Raw genomic sequence first — 18,521 nt, forward strand, 5'->3', positions numbered from 1 at the left:
AAACAAAAGATTATTTTTTTTATACCAAATAATTAATCAAATTAGCTGTCCTAAAATTTTGATTTAACATAAAAACAATAATAAACTCAATGAAATATCCAGCAATTCAGAATTACATCGGAGGCAAGTTTGTCAATGCTTCCACCTCAAAAACAATGGATGTAATTTCACCTTTAGACGGTAATTATTTATCTACCGTTCCATTATCAAGTTCCAAAGATTTAGACGATGCTGTCAAAGCCGCTCAGGCTGCTTTTCCTGCTTGGAGCAAAACACCAATTAAAGAAAGAGTTCAGGTTTTTTTTAAATACAAAACATTATTAGAAAAAAACCTTAAAGAACTGGCCGAATTATGCAGCGAAGAAAACGGAAAAACATACGGCGAATCTGTAGCAGAAATAGAAAAATGTATTGAGCTTACAGAATTTGCAACGTCATTACCACAATTAATCACAGGAGAATTATTAGAAGTAAGCCGTGGTGTTGAATGTAGAACAGAGCATGTCCCACTTGGAGTTGTAGCGTCTATCGTACCTTTTAACTTTCCATCGATGGTGCCTAACTGGACGATTCCAAATGCAATTGCTTTAGGGAATTGTATGATTATCAAACCTTCTGAAAAAGTGCCTTTAAGCTGCGGAAGATTAGCCGAACTTTTAAAAGAAGCGGGCTTGCCTGATGGCGTTTTTAACGTAGTTCATGGCGATGTGGATATCGTAAATGCCATTTGCGACCATCCAAAAATTGAAGCAGTTTCATTCGTCGGTTCTACCAAAGTGGCGAAAATTGTTTACCAACGCGCGACTTCAAATTACAAAAGATGTTTATCTCTTGGTGGCGCAAAAAATCACCTGATGGTTTTACCGGATGCTATTCCGGAAATGACGGCTCAAAACGTGGCAGCTTCTATGTCAGGTTGTGCTGGACAACGTTGCATGGCGGCTTCGGCAATGATTGGTGTTGGTGATGTTGATGCCATTGTTTCTAAAATTTGTGATGAAGCCAGAAAGATAATTCCGGGCGTTAATCTTGGTCCGGTTATCAATAAAGAATCACAAGAACGTATTGAAAAATATATTTCTCAAGCAGAAAAAGATGGTGCTAAAATCTTAGTTGACGGACGTAATTTCAAAGTAGCCGGAAAAGAAAAAGGAACTTATGTTGGGCCAACCGTAATCGACTTTGTAACTCCAGAAATGAGTGTTGCTACAGAAGAAATTTTTGGACCAGTAATTTCTATCATCAGAACCAAAACTGTTGATGAAGCATTAGCAATCGAAAACAAAAACCCATACGGAAATGCCGCCAGCGTATTTACACAAAACGGCGGAATGGCACGTTACATCATCGACAAAGCAAGCGCCGGAATGATTGGTGTAAACGTTGGCGTTCCTGTTCCAAGAGAACCATTCAGTTTTGGAGGCTGGAACGAAAGTAAATTCGGAGTTGGCGATATCACAGGAAAAAGCTCGATTGAGTTTTGGACCAAATTGAAAAAAAGCACTATAAAATGGAATGCGGAAGCCGGAGTTAACTGGATGAGCTAAGAAAAAATTATTTTAAATTATAAATTATAAATTTTGAGTTATTGAAAGTTTTCAGGAGCTAATCCCGCTTTACATTACAATCTTTTCTGCCGAAAAACGGCAAAAAAGGATTTTCATTACAATCGGGGCTAGGGCATTCTATAATACTAGAAACTTCATTTAAAATTCAAAATTTAAAATTCAAAATAGAACAAACAATGATTACGAAAGAACAAACATTGACGAAAGAGCAAATCATAAGTGACAGCAAAGAATTCAGTTTATTTTCCTGGTCGGCACAAGCTGCAGTCAACCCAATTGCAATAGAAAGAGCCGAAGGCGTATATTTATACGATTACGACGGCAACCGAATTATAGATTTTTCTTCGGGCTTGATGTCGGTAAATATTGGTCATGGCGACCAACGTGTAACCGATGCGGTGGTTGAGCAAATGCAAAAAGTAAGCTTTGTAACACCATCATGCACAACCGAAGTCAGAGCTAAATTATCTAAAAAATTAGCCGAAATCTGCCCTGGCGATTTGAACAAAGCATTCTATACGTTATGCGGAACTTCGTCTATTGACAATGCTATCAAATTGGCAAGATTATATACAGGAAGACACAAAATAATTGGAAGATACAGAGCTTTTCATGGTGGTTCTATCGGCGGAATGTCTGCTGGTGGCGATCCAAGAAAATTGGCTAATGATTCCCAACAAATGCCAAATTCAATTCATATCGATGATCCATATTATTTCTTCGGAATGAAAGATTTAGACGAAACTACCAAGTTGAGTTTAAGTTTAGAATACGTAGAAAGAGTTATTCATTTGGAAGGCAAAGCCAATATTGCAGCTTTCATTTTTGAAGGCGAAAGCGGTTCTTCTGGTTGTTTGCATTATCCAAAAGGTTATCTAAAAGGAGTAAAAGCACTTTGTGAAAAATACGGAATCTTATTCGTTGCTGATGAGGTAATGAGCGGATTTGGGCGTACCGGGAAATGGTTCGGTTTCGAAAATCACGACATTGTTCCTGATATGGTTTGTATGGCGAAAGGATTGACATCTTCTTATTTACCGTTAGGTTGTCTAATGGTTACCGATAAAATTGCAGAAAAATTTGAAAACACTCCAATGATGATTGGCTTGACATATAACGGTCATCCGGTGGCATTGGCAGCGGCTTTGGCAGTTGTAAATATATACGAAAGCGACCGATTGATTGAAAACACTCGTGCTATGGGCGCTTATCTTGAATCCAGAATCGAAGAAATGAGAAGCCAGCATCCAAGTATGGGAGCTTTCAGAAATACCGGACTTTTAGGCTGTTTAGATGTTTTAAAAAATAAAGCAACAGGCGAATTGATGGCACCTTATAACGGAGCCGGAGACGACATGAAAGTATCGAATCAAATCGCAGCCAAAATCAGGCAACTGGGAATGTACACATTCGTGCGTTGGGGATACATCTTTATCGCACCGCCATTATGTGTAACCAAAGACCAAATCGATGAAGGTTTAGCCATTATTAGTGAAGCCTTAAAGATTGCTGACGAAGCCTTAGTATAAAAAACCAACCAACCAACTTTAAATTAATGAATACAAATTCGGCTTTGTATAGCGAAGACTTGGCTCCAATTTCGGCGAAAAACCGAACTTGGACGACATGGAATTATGCAGCACTTTGGATTAGCATGAGTTTGTGCATTCCAACATATATGCTGTCGAGTTCATTGATAGAAGGCGGAATGAATTGGTGGCAGGCAATCCTAACCATATTCTTAGGAAACACTGTTGTTTTGATTCCGATGATTTTAAACGGTCACGCCGGAGCCAAATACGGAATTCCATTTCCGGTTTTTGCGAGAGCAAGTTTCGGAACTTCCGGAGCCAATATTCCGGCAATGCTTAGAGCAATTGTTGCTTGCGGTTGGTTCGGAATTCAAACCTGGATTGGCGGATTTGCGATTTATCAAATGACGCGTTTATGGATTCCAAGTATAGAAACCTTACCACAAATTTTCCCTGACTGGTTCGGATTGCAAACCGGACCGGCAATTTGCTTTATACTTTTTTGGCTATTGAATATGTATGTCGTTTATCTTGGTGTTGACAGTATAAGAAAATTATTGGTCTTCAAAGCGATCTTTTTACCAGTCGCTGCATTGGCTTTATTATTTTGGGCATTAAACGCAGCGCATGGTTTGGGGCCAATATTAAACACACCATCAAAATTCACAAACTCTACGGATTTCTTTCATTTCTTCTTCCCTGCATTAACCGGGATGGTTGGATTTTGGGCAACATTGTCGTTGAATATTCCCGATTTCACAAGATATGCAACATCCCAAAAAGCACAAATAAAAGGGCAGATTTATGGTTTGCCAACATCGATGACTTTGTTTGCTTTTGTTGGAGTTGTAGTAACATCGGCAACAACAATCGTATTTGGAACCATGATTTGGGATCCGGTTGTTTTAGCCGGAAAGTTTGATAGTAAATTATTAGTAAGCGTCGCGATGGTTGCAGTGGCTATTTCCACCTTGGCAACAAACATTGCGGCAAATATTGTAAGTCCGGCGAATGATTTTGCCAATTTATCTCCAAGTAAAATTAATTTCAGAACAGGCGGTTACATTACAGGAATTATCGGAATTCTGATATTTCCATGGAAACTGATTGCCGACCCAACAGGTTATATTTTTACTTGGTTAGTTGGTTACTCAAGTTTGCTTGGACCAGTTGGCGGAATCATGATTGTCGATTATTATTTCATTCGAAAACAAACATTAGAAGTTGAAGATTTATACAATACAAAAGGAATGTATGCTTTTTCAAAAGGATTTAATTTCAAGGCAATTATTGCTTTGGTAATCGGAATTGCACCGAATGTTCCGGGATTTTTTACCACAATAAAAGTATTTCCGGCAGATATGTTTCCCAATTGGATAATTGGATTATACAGTTACGCGTGGTTCGTTGGATTTTCCTTAAGTGGATTTGTTTATTGGTTATTAATGAAAAGAAAGTGATTCTAAATCACATTAATATAAAATTTAGAATTCAAAATTTAAAATAACAACAATGAGTATTTTAATTAAAAACGGAAGAATTATTACCGCTACCGATGATTACGTAGCGGATATTTATATAGAAGGCGAAACGATTTCGACTATTGGTAAAAACTTAAATGTGAATGCTGATACAGTTATTGATGCCTCAGGAAAATTAGTAATGCCTGGTGGAATCGACCCTCACGTGCATTTAGATATGCCGTTTATGGGAACGTATTCCAGCGACAATTATGAAACCGGAACTCGTGCTGCTCTTTATGGCGGAACAACAACCGTGATTGATTTCATTCTGCAAACGCAAGGCAAAAGTCTGCAATCAGCATTACAGGATTGGAAAGGAAGAAGCGATAACAATGCTGTTGGGGATTACAGTTTCCATATGGCAGTGACCGATTTCAATGACGAAACCAAAAAAGAAATCCAGCATTTTATAGAGCAGGAAGGCATCACATCTTTCAAAACATTTATGGCGTACAAAGGCGCGTTGATGATTGACGACCGTCAGATGATTGGCCTTATGGAAGAAGTCAAAAAGCACGGTGGATTGATTAACGTTCACGCTACTAATGGCGATATGATTGATTATTTGATTGCCAAACACAGAGAAGAAGGAAAATTATCTCCGTTATATCATTACTTATCACAACCCGAAGTTACCGAAGCTGAAGCCAGCGAACGTTTTGTTGACATGATTAACTACACTGGCTGTCCGGGTTATATTGTGCACATGACGTGCGAAGGTGCTTTGAATGCGGTTCGTAACGCCACAAGAAGGAACCAGAATTTATTCGTTGAAACCTGTATTCAGTATTTGATTTTGGATGCAAGTTTGTATGAGCAAAATTTTGAAGGTGCCAAATGGGTAATGTCGCCACCATTGCGTGAAAAGAAAGATCAGGAAACACTTTGGGCAGGATTGAATCAGGGTTTGGTACAAGTTGTTGCGACCGACCATTGTCCATTTATGTGGGAACAAAAACTGATGGGAAAAGACGATTTCTCTAAAATCCCAAATGGTCATCCCGCAATTGAAAACCGTATGGAATTGCTTTTCAGCGAAGGCGTAAACAAAGGCAGAATCACATTGAACAAATATGTAGAAGTAGCAAGTACAAACGCAGCAAAAATCTTCGGTATGTTCCCTAAAAAAGGAACGATTGCGATTGGAAGCGATGCGGATATTGTATTGTTTGATGCCAATGAAAAGCATACACTTTCGGCAAAAACACATCACATGAATGTTGATTACAGTGGTTATGAAGGCTGGGAAGTAAAAGGAAAAGTAAAAACCGTTTTGCTTCGCGGACAAGTCGTAATCGATAAAAACGAATGCAAAGTACAAAAAGGCTACGGCCAATTTGTGAAACGAAATAAAGTACAAGGAAAAATTTAAAGCTATTTTAAATTTTGAATTATAAATTTTAAATGTCTTAGCGCATTGCAATTAATTTAAAATTCAAAATTTAGAATTTAAAATAATTTTTATGCGAATAGTAAAATCAGGATTAATCCAATTGAGTTTGGCCAAAACGGAAGGCGAAGGAACCATTCCGGAAATCATGGAAGCGATGCTGCAAAAGCACATTCCGTATATTGAAGAAGCCGGAAAGCAGGGCGTTCAGATTCTTTGTTTTCAGGAAATTTTTAATACGCCGTATTTCTGTCCAGGACAAGATAACGCTTGGTATGCTTCGGCAGAAAGTGTTCCCGGTCCAACAACAGAACGGATGCAGGTTTATGCCAAGAAATATGATATGGTAATTGTTGTTCCAGTTTATGAAAGAGACCAAGCCGGAGTTTTATACAACACAGCTGCAGTCATTGATGCTGATGGAAGTTATTTGGGCAAATACCGCAAAAACCATATTCCGCAAACAGGAGGTTTTTGGGAGAAATATTTCTTCAAACCGGGCAACTTAGGTTATCCAGTTTTCCAGACTAAATATGCGAAAGTCGGCGTTTACATTTGCTACGACAGACACTTTCCGGACGGCGCAAGATGCCTTGGATTAAATGGCGCTGAAATCGTTTACAATCCATCCGCAACAACCGTTGGACAATCCCAATATTTATGGAAACTAGAGCAGCCTGCACATGCTGTTGCCAATGGCTATTTCATGGGTTGCATCAACCGCGTCGGAATTGAAAAGCCTTGGAATCTGGGAAGATTTTACGGAACATCGTATTTTGTGAATCCGTTGGGAGAAATTTTTGCCTGTGCTTCCGAAGATAAAGACGAACTTTTGGTAGCCGAATTTGATTTGGATTTGATTGAACAAGTTCGCAGCAAATGGCAATTTTACAGAGACAGAAGACCAGAAACTTATGGAGAAATTACAGCACCTTAAAAATCACCAAATAATTCAAAATTCAAAATTTACAATTCAAAATTAAAGATATATGAGTATTAAAAATAACCGATTAACAACCGCTGAATATCAGGAAAATTTTGCCGATATTCATCCGCCTTTTGAAACGAAAGATGCGGCTTTGACCGAAGCAAACCGTTGTTTGTTTTGTTACGATCCGCCTTGTATGAAGTCGTGTCCGACATCCATAAACGTACCAAAATTCATAAAACAAATTGCCACAGACAACCTTAAAGGTTCGGCACATACTATTTTTTCTTCCAATATTATGGGTGCAGGATGCAGCAAAGTGTGTCCGGTAGAAAAATTATGCGAAGGCGCCTGCGTTTACAATATGATGCACGAAGAACCAATCAACATTGCGCGTTTGCAGCGTCATTCGACTGAAAAAGCAATGGAAAACAAATGGCAGTTGTTTGAAAGAAAACCATCAAAAGGAAAGCAAGTTGCCATTATCGGAGCAGGCCCTGCGGGATTGAGTTGTGCGCATACATTGAGCCGAGAAGGAATCGACGTAACGATTTATGAAAAAGAAGCCAAAGGCGGCGGATTAATGACTTACGGAATTGCAGCTTATAAAGTAACTCCGGAATTCTGCGAAGATGAGGTAAATTATATTACTTCTATCGGTGGAATCTTGATTAAATACAACCAGGAATTGGGCAGAAATATTTCTGTTGGGGAACTGCAATCAAAATATGACGCAGTTTATCTTGCGTTTGGAGTTGGAAAAGCACGTCAGCTTGATATTCCCGGGGAAAATTTATTTGGCGTGACCGATGCAATCAAATTCATTTATGACTTACGCGATAATGATCTTTCAACAATTGCCGTTGGGAATCGTGTTGCCGTTATCGGAATGGGAATGACTGCTATTGATGCAGCAACTCAGGCAAAAAGATTGGGTGCAAGCGTAGTGCATCTTGTGTATAGAAGAACACAGGAAGAAATGCCATGTACAGAGAAAGAACTCAACATTGCCAAATTGGATGGTTGTAATATTATATGGCTGGCAGCACCAAAAGAAATCATAGGCGATGGTGAAAATGTTTCACAATTGGTTTGTGACGTAATGAAATTGGGCGAACCAGACGGAAGCGGAAGAAGAAGCCCGGTTGAAACAGGAGAAACTTTTACTTTGGATGTAGATATGGTTATCAAAGCTGCAGGTCAAATGCCATTTTCAGAAATGGTCAGCGGTGAGAAACTAAATAACAACAACGGAAAAGTGGCAGTTGAAGGTAAATCGAAAACGAACTTCAACAATGTTTTTGCAGGCGGCGATTGCGTAAATGGCGGAAGAGAAGTCGTTGATGCTGTTCAGGCCGGAAAAGATGGCGCAGCAGCTATTGTGAAATATATTATTAGTCCCGATTATGTTCTTGAATCAGAGTTGAAACCTGCTTTCAACAATTAATTTAAAATTTATAATTCAAAATTTAAAATATTAAAAAATGGCAGATATATCAACAGATTTTTTAGGCATAAAGTCACCAAATCCATTTTGGCTGGCAAGTGCGCCACCAACAGATAAATTAATCAACGTCGTTCGTGCTTTTGAAGCAGGTTGGGGCGGAGTTGTATGGAAAACATTGGGTTCGCAGGTTAAAAATGTATCCTCTCGTTATTCTTCCGTAGATTATGGCGGAAAACGTATGATGGGTTTCAACAATATCGAATTAATTAGCGACCGACCATTAGAAATCAATTTAAAAGAAATTTACGAAGTCGTAAAAATGTTCCCTGACAGAGCGATGATTGTTTCGCTTATGGCGGACAACGACAGAAAATCGTGGCATGATTTAATCATGAAAGCCGAAGATGCCGGCGCAATGGGATTTGAATTGAACTTTGGCTGCCCTCACGGAATGACCGAAAGAGGAATGGGAGCAGCAGTTGGCCAAGATCCTGAAATTGCCAAAATGGTAGTCGAATGGGTAATGGAAAAAGCAACAATTCCCGTAATTACAAAGCTTACGCCAAATGTACATTCAGTTGTGCCAACAGCGCAGGCAGCAGTTCATGGAGGAACCAGTGCATTGAGTTTAATCAATACGATTCAAAGTGTAACCGGAGTTGATTTGGATACTTTGGTTCCGAATCCTTATGTAGCAGGAAAAAGTGTTTTCGGAGGTTATTGCGGTCCGGCTGTGAAGCCAATAGCTTTAAAAATGCTGACAACAGTTGCGCAGGATCCAATCACATCAAGAGTTCCAATCTCAGGAATTGGTGGTGTGAGCACTTGGAAAGACGCAGTTGAATTCATGCTTTTGGGTGCGACTTCAGTTCAGGTATGTACTGCAGCTATGAACCACGGTTTCAGAATCGTAGAAGATATGTGCGAAGGTTTAAACAATTGGATGGATGAAAAAGGATTTGAAAAAACCACCGATTTCATCGGAAAATCAGTAGAGAAAATCACTCATTGGGAAGATTTGGATATCAACTACCATCATATTGCCAAAATCGATCAGGACAAATGCATCCACTGCGGTTTGTGTTACATCGCCTGCGAAGATACGTCGCATCAGTCTATCAATGTCGAAAGAGGAAATCCATATAACAATTACACCGTGAAAGAGGAAGAATGCGTGGGCTGTAATTTGTGCAAACTGGTTTGCCCGGTTGATGCCTGCATAACGATGGAAGAGCACCGCGTTGCTCCGGAATATGTGAACTGGAAAGACTGGCAAAGAGAAGGTCGTCCGTTGAATGATCATTAAGTTGCAGGGCGTGCCCCTTCGGGTCGGGCTTTCCGCAGTATCTTTTTTTTCAAAAAAGGATACTTGCTGCAATCCCTCACGCAAACTATAAAATAAAGACTAAATGAATATAAACGCGTCAAGACTTCAAAGCTATTTTGAAGTGATGAGTGAAATCGGAAAAATTGGTGAAACGGGAACGTGTCGCCCTGCACATACTGCATTAGAAAAACAAGGATTTGAAATCGCCGCTTCTTGGATGCAAGCAGGCGGAATGACAACCCGCATCGATAATTTTGGAAACTTAATAGGAAGATTGGAAGGTAAAAATCCAGACTTGCCTGTTTTAATGATGGGTTCACATCTCGATTCCCAACCTTATGGCGGAAGATTTGACGGAGTTGCCGGAGTTTTATGCGCAATTGAAGTTGTTAGAACTTTACATGAAAATGGAATTGTTCCCGAAAGAAGCATCGAAGTAATTTCGTTTGCGGATGAAGAAGGCTGGCGTTTTAACAAAGGCTTATTCGGTTCACGCGGAATTTTAGGAAAACTGGAAGAAGGCGAACTACAAAGAAAAGACCAGGACGGAATCACACGTGAACAAGCGTTGAAAGATTTCGGTTGCGATATTACTAAGTTCAAAGAATCAGAATACAAACCGGGAAGCATTTTTTGTTTTTTGGAATTGCATATTGAACAAGGTCCGGTTTTGGACATGGCGAACAAACCAATAGGTGTAGTTTCCGGAATTTCGGGGCCATTGTGGTGGACAGTCAAACTAAAAGGAATGGCTGGTCATGCTGGTTCGGTTCCAATGCCAATCCGGAAAGATGCAATGGTTGGCGCCGCTGAAATTATTGTGGCGTTAAACGAAATCGCGACTCAGGTTCCGGGAAATCCAACGGTTGGAACTGTTGGAACTCTGACTGTTTTTCCAGCTTCGCGTAATATTATCGCCGAAGAAGTTACGATGACGGTTGATTTACGCGACATTGATCTGGAAAGAAGAAATCGCTACGAAAAACAACTTCGTGACAAAATCGAATCAATTACAAAAAAACATAATCTGACGTATTCCATTTCAGAAGACACCAAAAGTGATCCGCGCTATTGTGCTGATTGGATAAAAGAAATCATTCATTCCGAATGTCAAAAACTGAAATTAGATGAAATTGAATTGATGAGCGGTCCTTTCCATGATGCGCTGGCATTGTCTTATGTATGCGATTACGGAATGATATTCGTGCGTTGCAAAGACGGAATCAGCCACAATCCGCTGGAGTATTCTTCTTATGAAGATTTAGCGCTTGGCGCCAATGTTTTATTGGGAACTGTAACTAAAGTATTGAAAAAATAAAAACCAAAATTATTACAAGCCATTCAGAAACCAATTTTGGCCATCCCGTTGAAAAACGGGATGGTTTTTTTTTACACTGAACTCGTTTCAGTGTCTTTCAATAAATACTATCTTTACTTTTTCAACACAAAACTATGTCCAATAAAGACGTTAAAATACTTCATATCGATAGCAATCACCCTTTGTTATGGACACAATTGGAAGAAGCAGGTTTTCAAAATGAAGCTGATTTTGAATCTCACAGACCCGAAATCGAAGCCAAAATCCACAACTATCAAGGAATTGTCATCCGTAGCCGATTTAAAATTGACAAGGATTTTATAGATAAAGCCACGAATTTACAATTTATTGCGCGTGTTGGTGCAGGTTTGGAAAGTATTGATTGTGACTATGCAAAATCTAAAAATATTCATTTGATAGCTGCTCCGGAAGGCAACAGAAACGCCGTTGGCGAACATGCACTTGGGATGCTTTTATCATTAATGAACAAACTAAATCGTGCCGATAAATTAGTTCGCGAAGGCCATTGGGTTCGAGAAGGAAATCGGGGTCATGAACTGGAAGGCAAAACCGTTGGACTGATTGGTTATGGGAATATGGGAAAATCATTTGCAAAAAAACTACGCGGATTTGATGTTGAAGTTTTGTGTTATGATATTCTTCCAAATGTTGGCGATGAAAATGCAAAGCAAGTTTCTTTACTAGAATTACAAGCTAATGCCAATGTTTTGAGTCTGCATATTCCGTGGACAACATCAACCCATAAAATGATAAATACTAATTTTATCAATGCATTTGCCAAATCATTTTGGTTTATCAATACGTCACGTGGAAAGAATGTCGTGACTGATGATTTGGTTGCTGCTTTGGAATCTGGAAAAATTATTGGAGCTGGATTAGATGTTCTGGAATATGAGAAATTATCTTTTGAAAACCTTTTTATTGATAGCGAAAAACCAAAGGCTTTTGAATATTTGCTACAAGCGGAAAACGTTTTACTAACACCACATATTGCCGGCTGGACATTTGAAAGTCATCAAAAGCTTGCACAAACTATCGTGGATAAAATCATCAAATTATATGAATAAAATAAGTTACTATTTAGTCTTGGTTGTTGGGATAATTGCCTGTTTAAGTTTTATTCCTCATGCTTTTATGGGATATCCTGCTGTTTTGGAACACATCCAAAAAGGAGAAATAAACGGAGCCGCAACAAACGGAATGCAAATGATTTGGCTGTATTCTTCTATTATGATGTTGCTTTCCGGAATTTGGATGTTGTTTTTGGCAAAACCTGTTAAAAATGGCGATAATAAGTCGAGAACTCAAGTGCTTTTGCTGGGCATTGGATTGAGCATTTTTGGTGTTTTATGTACTTATATTTCAGGTCAAGTTGACGGAATGTTTTCTTTTACAATAGAAGGTGTTTTATTATTATTAGCATCCACGATATTTTTTAAAAGAGCAGATAATGAACAATAAAGACATTAAAAGAGTTACAGGTCTAGGTGGTTTTTTCTTCAAATGCGATGATCCAAATGCGATAAAAGAATGGTATAAGAACCATCTCGGAATTCCGGTTGATTCGTATGGCTGGACATTCTGGTGGAAAGACAAAGACGGAAATGAATGTTCAACACAATGGTCTCCATTTGAAGCAAATACAAAGTATTTTTCGCCAAGCGAAAAACCATTTATGATGAATTACAGAGTACACGATTTAGAAGCGCTGTTAAAAGTTCTGAAAGAAGAAGGCGTGACAATTGTTGGTGATATGGAATCGTATGATTATGGAAAGTTCGGCTGGATTTTAGATCCCGAAGGAAATAAAATTGAACTTTGGGAACCAATTGATAGCGCTTTCTTATAATTTTCCTATTTTAGCAATCATTAAACCAACTTAAACAAATCAAATATGGAAGTAATTAACACACCCAACCCAAATTGGAACAGACCTAATAACATACCCGAGTTTAAAGTAGACCCAATTTTAGTATTGGTTTTTAGTATTTTAACTTGTGGATTGTATTTAATTTATTGGAATATAAAAGTAGCCGAAGTTTTTAATGCCGTTGCCGAGCGAGAGATTATCTCAACACCTTTGGCTGTTTTTTCAGGATGCTGTATGCCAATTCACATTTATTTCTACTATCTGATTGGAAAAGATGGCTTGCCAAAAGTGTATCAGATAACAGGAGAATTACAAAAAGACCAATCGACTTTACTGATTGTGTTAGGTTTCTTTTTTCCTATGGCTGCAGCCATGATTGTTCAGGCGGACATTAACAGACTTTACAAATAGAAAAAAAAGTAAAATATAAAGTTTACGGTATTATTGGTGCGTTACTAACACTAATAATACCGTTTTTTTTGATGCTTAACGACAAAGATGATCAGCTTAAAAATAGCCAGTCACTTTGTCCTATCAAGATATTAACCGGCTTTCCATGTCCGTCTTGTGGTATCACTAAATCTATCGTTTATTTTTATAAAGGTGATTTTGCCCAGAGTGTTTCTTATCACATTCTGGGACCTGCGACTGTATTGATTTGTGTGTTTATTATTGTGTTGCTTTTAGTCGAATTAAAAACAAAAAAAGAATACTTTAATCAATATCTCTATAACAAAAAAATAGCCTATGGATTGGCATTTTTCATTGGTGTTTATCATATTATTCGTTTGATTTATTTTATCCATGAACATTCATTTCAGGAAGTTTTAAAAGAGTCAATCTGGAAATAGAATGCTTTTTTAAACAAAGTAAATTTTATTACTAATTTTCTTTATATTTGGAATGATTAACAAATAGGAGAAACCGAAAATCCTTAAGAGTAGGGCTAACCAAAAACTAAAAACTTATGATTAATTGGTACAAAAAAGTAGTATTAGAAAACTATGCAAATTTCAATGGTAGAGCTAGGCGCTCGGAGTATTGGTATTACACATTAATGAATTTAATTTTAATAATCATTGCTGCGGTGTTAGATAGTGCATTAGGCACTAACTTCGCTCCGCTTCCTTATGGGTGGATATATATGGCTTATGCTTTAGCAGTATTCTTACCTGGCTTGGCAGTATGTGTCAGACGTCTTCACGATGTTGGTAAAAAAGCGGATGGTTTTTCTTTATTGTTTTAATTCCATTGATTGGAGCAATTTGGTTATTAGTTTTATTCTGTACCGAAGGGACTCATGGCGAAAATCAATATGGTTCAGATCCAAAAGGAGAAGAAATAAGCGATATAGGGACTGAATAATTTCTGTTCCAAACATAAAAAAGCCGATGTTTATCATCGGTTTTTTTGTTATTTATAATTCTTTTCTTTCCTCTCGAGTTCTGCCTGAAATTCTTCCATTACCGGCTTCATCGTACTTTCAGGAATATCTGCAATTCGGATGTACATCAATCCGTCAATAGCATTGTTGAAAAGCGGATCAACATTAAAGGCAACTAATTTCGCATTCTGCTTTATATATTTTTTTATAAGCACCGGAAGCCTCAAATTCCCAGGTTCCAGCTCATCAATGATTTTATCAAATTTATTCAAATCGGCTTCCGCTTCATCGAAGATAAAATCTTTATCGGCGTCTTTTAATTTTACTTTAAATTCCTTTTTAGGATGAACATATTGAGCGATATATGGATCATAATAATTAGACTTCATAAACTCAATCATCAACGATTTTGAGAAATCTGTAAATTGATTGCTGATACTTACGCCGCCAAGTAGGAATTTATGTTCCGGATAACGCAAGGTTGTATGTATGATACCACGCCACAATAAAAACAAAGGCATCGGTTTTTGCTGGTATTCTTTAACGATAAAAGCTCTTCCCATTTCAATAGATTGCTTCATCATTTCATGCAATTCTGATTCAAAACGGAATAAATCATTCAGATAAAAACCATCCATGCCGTATTTTGGAAAAATCTCTGAACCTAATCCCATTCTGTAAGCACCAGCCACACGTTTAGCGTCTTCATCCCACAAAAACATATGATGGTAATATTGGTCGTATTTGTCTAAATCGATAGACTCATTAGTTCCTTCTCCAACTTCACGAAAAGTGATTTCACGCAATCTTCCTATTTCATGTAGGATATTCGGGATTTTAGGAGCCTCAGTAAAGAAGACCTCATAGTTTTTGCTTTGAAAAAATCTACAATCCGTTGCTCTCAATTTTTCCACTTCGTCAATCATTTTTTCATGATTGGCAGGGAAAACAATTTCTTTTGGATTTTTGGATGATTTTAAATTCAGGTTCAGATTCAGGTTTTGAGGGTCAAAGATGTTGTTTTCCTTGTTATAGGAATTTGACAACATATAAGTCTTTTTTCTCAGGAATTCTGAATATTCTTCAATCGTTTTGTGTTCGTTTTGTTCAGCAACCGAAATAGGTTTTCCAATACGAACTTTAATCACTCTTCCCTTTTGTGTTAATAATTCAGAAGGCAGTTTGGCCGTTCTTAGTGTTGGATTTATTTTAGAGAGAATATAAAAAAAGCGACTGTTTTTGGCATGAAAATAAATAGGAATTACAGGAACCTGTGCTTTTCTGATTACTTTTATTGCGCCTTCTTCCCAAGCTTTATCAACAACCAGTTGCCCGTCTTTGTAGGTAGAAACTTCTCCGGCAGGAAACATCCCCAAAGGTTTTCCATCGCTTAAATGACGCAGGGTTTCCTTAATTCCAATCACACTTGACTTAGCATCTTTATGATTTTCAAAAGGATTAACCGGCATGATATAAGGTTTCATCGGTTCAATGCGGTGCAGCAAGAAATTGGCAATGATTTTGAAATTTGGTTCTCTTTCAAGCATCAGTTTTAATAAAAGGATGCCGTCAATTCCACCCAAAGGATGATTGGAAATGGTAATATAAGCACCATCTTTTGGCAAACGTTTAAAGTCTTCTTCGGGAATTTCAAATTTGATTTGCAACTCATCCAAAATAGCATTCAGGAATTCAATTTCGCTTAAATGTTTATTTCGGTCATAGAGTTTATTGAGGGTGGAAATTTTTAAAGCTTTCATTAGTAACCAACCGCAAAAAGTTCCGAAAACTCCGTACTTATCAGCGTTTATTGCTTTTGCAACCTCTTTGGCGGTAACTAAACCCATGTATAACTTTGGTTTTTGAGTAGGAAACAAAGATAGTAATTCTAGTGAAATAGGGTTAACAAAATAAGGAAATCCCTAAAGAGTTTTTAAATTTTTATTATTGATTTTGGGTTTCAAATGTTTATGTTTTTATTTACATTTGACACGAGGCCTTTTGGCCGAACTGAACGTAGTTAAAAACTCTTAACAACATTTAATGAGAATTATTTCTTATAACGTCAACGGCATTCGAGCGGCCATAGCCAAAGGATTTTTAAACTGGCTGCAACAGGCAAACCCTGATGTGATCTGCCTTCAGGAAATAAAAGCTAACGAAGACCAAATCCCAACAGAGGAAATTACCGCAGCAGGTTATCCGTATCAATATTATTTTTCGGCACAAAAAAAAGGGTATAGTGGCGTCGCCATTTTATCAAAAATAAAACCCAACAAAGTGGTTCACGGAACCGAAGTCACACACATGGATTTTGAAGGCAGAAACCTCAGAGCTGATTTTGACAACATTTCGGTGATGAGTTTGTATTTACCATCGGGAACGAATTTGGACCGACTCGATCACAAGTTTAAATACATGGATGATTTTCAGAATTATGTTGATGCGCTAAAAAAGCAGATTCCAAATCTTATTATATGTGGAGATTACAATATTTGCCATGAAGCGATTGATATTCACGACCCAATCCGAAACAAAACTGTTTCTGGATTTTTACCAGAAGAACGCGCTTGGTTGGATAAATTTATGAAAAGCGGTTTCATCGACAGCTTCCGACATTTTAATAAAGAACCTCACAATTATAGTTGGTGGAGTTATCGCGCTGGCGCCAGAGGCAATAATAAAGGCTGGCGTATCGATTATAATCTGGTAAGCGAAAATTTAAAAGACAGAATGAGCAGAGCTGTGATTTTGCCAGAAGCCAAACATTCGGATCATTGCCCTATTTTAGTAGAAATTGATTAAAGAATTACGAATTACGAATTACGAATTACGAAAATTGTATTAAAGACACATTTGATAAATATATAAAATGATAAAAAGAATATTTTTTTGCCTAGCCATATTGACTTTGATGAGTTCATGTGTTTCCAAAAAAATCTACAACGATTTGGAAAACAAATACACCGATTTAAAAAAGGAAAACCGATTTCTTTCGGATGAAAATGATGAACTTCATAAAGCTAATGCCGAATTTGATTCGGTTAATAAAGCGTTGACTGCCGAACTTGATGCGCTTAAAGTCGACAAAGCCAAACTACAGGCAGATTGTACAGCAACTAGCAACAACCTGAAAGCATTACAAGATTCTTATGCAGCGCTTGAAAAAAACAGTAATGATGCATTGGAAAGCAATATGGCAAAAAATCGCGATTTGTTAGCGCAACTTGACGCCAAAGAAAAAGCATTGGCAGCCGAGCAAGACCGATTGAATAAATTAAGCGGCGAATTAGCATCAAACACAAAAAGATTAAACGAACTGGAAAGTATGATTGCCGCGAAAGATGCAGCGATGAAAAAACTAAAAGATACTTTATCAAAAGCGTTGAATGCCTTTGAAGGAAAAGGCTTGACGGTTCAGATGAAAAACGGGAAAGTGTATGTTTCTATGGAAAACAAATTGCTGTTCCAAACCGGAAGTTGGGCTGTTGGTTCTGAAGGAAGAAGAGCTGTAGTAGAGGTTGGAAAAGTTCTTGCTCAGAATCCGGATATTACCGTTTTGATTGAAGGTCATACCGATAATGATAAAATTCTTGGAAGTATTGGTGGCGGAATAGAAAACAACTGGGATTTATCCACCAAAAGAGCGACAGCTATTGTAAATATCCTGAGTGAAAACAACGGAATCAGAAAACAAAATCTAACGGCTGCAGGTCGTGGCGAATTTGCTCCAATCATGAGTAATGATTCTCAGGAAGGCAAAGCTAAAAACCGCAGAATAGAAGTTATACTGACACCAAAATTAGACGAGATTTCTAAGATGCTGAATGAGTTTTAAAATAAAGGCGCTAAGGTGCTGAGAGATTAAGGTTCTAAGTTTTCTTGTAACCTTTTTTTATGATAAACGTTTCCAAAAAATGTGTTAATCGGGCAAAATTAACGATTCTAATATTTTACTTTTGCACAGCGAAAAAAGCAATACTAATGAACTATACAACTTTACCGAATACTGATATCAAGGTTAGCAAAATATGTTTGGGCACGATGACTTTTGGCGAACAAAATTCTGAAAGCGATGCGCATTCGCAATTGGATTATGCTGTTGAAAAAGGAATCAATTTTATTGACACTGCCGAAATGTATCCGATTGCTGCGCGCGAAGCAACACTGGGAAAAACAGAAAAGTATATCGGAACCTGGTTAAAGAAATCAG

19 protein-coding genes are annotated in these 18,521 nt (G+C 37.8%); 18 read left to right on the plus strand and 1 reads right to left on the minus strand.

Annotated features, from left to right (window positions below):
- Positions 1-89 precede the first annotated feature (89 nt).
- From ABIQ27_RS13690 to ABIQ27_RS13760, 15 genes are all read left to right on the plus strand, one after another.
- Positions 90-1,547: a CoA-acylating methylmalonate-semialdehyde dehydrogenase gene (locus ABIQ27_RS13690; protein ID WP_348034479.1), complete on the plus strand. Its 1,458-nt coding sequence runs from the start codon at positions 90-92 to the stop codon at positions 1,545-1,547.
- 197 nt (positions 1,548-1,744) lie between these two features.
- Positions 1,745-3,097 carry an aminotransferase class III-fold pyridoxal phosphate-dependent enzyme gene (locus ABIQ27_RS13695; protein WP_348034480.1) on the plus strand — a complete coding sequence of 451 codons (1,353 nt, stop codon included), beginning with the start codon at positions 1,745-1,747 and terminating at the stop codon, positions 3,095-3,097.
- Positions 3,098-3,123: 26 nt separating this feature from the next.
- Complete coding sequence (locus ABIQ27_RS13700) at positions 3,124-4,560, plus strand: NCS1 family nucleobase:cation symporter-1 (RefSeq protein WP_348034481.1); 1,437 nt, start codon at positions 3,124-3,126, stop codon at positions 4,558-4,560.
- Between the two features lie 52 nt (positions 4,561-4,612).
- Positions 4,613-5,995 (plus strand): dihydropyrimidinase, encoded by a 1,383-nt coding sequence (hydA, locus tag ABIQ27_RS13705; protein ID WP_348034482.1) that lies wholly within the window; start codon positions 4,613-4,615, stop codon positions 5,993-5,995.
- Positions 5,996-6,086: 91 nt separating this feature from the next.
- The gene (locus ABIQ27_RS13710; protein ID WP_348034483.1) at positions 6,087-6,950 is read left to right on the plus strand and encodes a nitrilase-related carbon-nitrogen hydrolase; all 864 of its coding nucleotides are present in this window, start codon (positions 6,087-6,089) and stop codon (positions 6,948-6,950) included.
- A gap of 52 nt (positions 6,951-7,002) precedes the next feature.
- On the plus strand, positions 7,003-8,388 hold the full coding sequence (locus ABIQ27_RS13715) for an NAD(P)-dependent oxidoreductase (protein WP_348034484.1): 1,386 nt from the start codon (positions 7,003-7,005) through the stop codon (positions 8,386-8,388).
- Between the two features lie 37 nt (positions 8,389-8,425).
- Positions 8,426-9,694 (plus strand): NAD-dependent dihydropyrimidine dehydrogenase subunit PreA, encoded by a 1,269-nt coding sequence (gene preA / locus ABIQ27_RS13720; protein ID WP_348034485.1) that lies wholly within the window; start codon positions 8,426-8,428, stop codon positions 9,692-9,694.
- 103 nt (positions 9,695-9,797) lie between these two features.
- Entirely contained in the window at positions 9,798-11,033 is a 1,236-nt protein-coding gene (locus ABIQ27_RS13725; protein ID WP_348034486.1) for a M20 family metallo-hydrolase, read from the plus strand.
- 134 nt (positions 11,034-11,167) lie between these two features.
- Complete coding sequence (locus ABIQ27_RS13730) at positions 11,168-12,121, plus strand: 2-hydroxyacid dehydrogenase (protein ID WP_348034487.1); 954 nt, start codon at positions 11,168-11,170, stop codon at positions 12,119-12,121.
- Positions 12,114-12,515, plus strand: a complete 402-nt coding sequence (locus tag ABIQ27_RS13735) for a hypothetical protein (protein ID WP_348034488.1) — start codon at positions 12,114-12,116, stop codon at positions 12,513-12,515. Before ABIQ27_RS13730 ends, ABIQ27_RS13735 begins: the two co-directional genes overlap by 8 nt.
- Entirely contained in the window at positions 12,505-12,903 is a 399-nt protein-coding gene (locus ABIQ27_RS13740; RefSeq protein WP_348034489.1) for a VOC family protein, read from the plus strand. Before ABIQ27_RS13735 ends, ABIQ27_RS13740 begins: the two co-directional genes overlap by 11 nt.
- Positions 12,904-12,948: 45 nt before the next feature.
- Complete coding sequence (locus ABIQ27_RS13745) at positions 12,949-13,335, plus strand: DUF4234 domain-containing protein (protein ID WP_348034490.1); 387 nt, start codon at positions 12,949-12,951, stop codon at positions 13,333-13,335.
- Positions 13,336-13,406: 71 nt separating this feature from the next.
- On the plus strand, positions 13,407-13,775 hold the full coding sequence (locus tag ABIQ27_RS13750; RefSeq protein WP_348034491.1) for a DUF2752 domain-containing protein: 369 nt from the start codon (positions 13,407-13,409) through the stop codon (positions 13,773-13,775).
- 116 nt (positions 13,776-13,891) lie between these two features.
- Complete coding sequence (locus tag ABIQ27_RS13755) at positions 13,892-14,170, plus strand: DUF805 domain-containing protein (protein ID WP_348034492.1); 279 nt, start codon at positions 13,892-13,894, stop codon at positions 14,168-14,170.
- A 5-nt stretch (positions 14,171-14,175) separates the two neighbouring features.
- Positions 14,176-14,289 carry a DUF805 domain-containing protein gene (locus ABIQ27_RS13760; RefSeq protein WP_348034493.1) on the plus strand — a complete coding sequence of 38 codons (114 nt, stop codon included), beginning with the start codon at positions 14,176-14,178 and terminating at the stop codon, positions 14,287-14,289.
- A 48-nt stretch (positions 14,290-14,337) separates the two neighbouring features.
- Here the strand turns inward: ABIQ27_RS13760 and ABIQ27_RS13765 are convergent, their stop codons facing one another.
- Complete coding sequence (locus ABIQ27_RS13765; protein WP_348034494.1) at positions 14,338-16,155, minus strand: lysophospholipid acyltransferase family protein; 1,818 nt, start codon at positions 16,153-16,155, stop codon at positions 14,338-14,340.
- Between the two features lie 196 nt (positions 16,156-16,351).
- Here ABIQ27_RS13765 and ABIQ27_RS13770 point away from each other — a divergent pair, with 196 nt between their 5' ends.
- The 3 genes from ABIQ27_RS13770 to ABIQ27_RS13780 all read left to right on the plus strand — a co-directional run.
- Complete coding sequence (locus ABIQ27_RS13770; RefSeq protein WP_348034495.1) at positions 16,352-17,113, plus strand: exodeoxyribonuclease III; 762 nt, start codon at positions 16,352-16,354, stop codon at positions 17,111-17,113.
- Between the two features lie 67 nt (positions 17,114-17,180).
- Positions 17,181-18,146, plus strand: coding sequence for an OmpA family protein (locus tag ABIQ27_RS13775; protein ID WP_348034496.1), 966 nt, complete (start codon positions 17,181-17,183; stop codon positions 18,144-18,146).
- Between the two features lie 146 nt (positions 18,147-18,292).
- A partial coding sequence (locus ABIQ27_RS13780; RefSeq protein ID WP_348034497.1) for an aldo/keto reductase occupies positions 18,293-18,521 on the plus strand: 229 nt, incomplete at its 3' end.

It is taken from the genome of Flavobacterium sp., assembly GCF_039916025.1.
Classification (GTDB): Bacteria; Bacteroidota; Bacteroidia; order Flavobacteriales; family Flavobacteriaceae; genus Flavobacterium.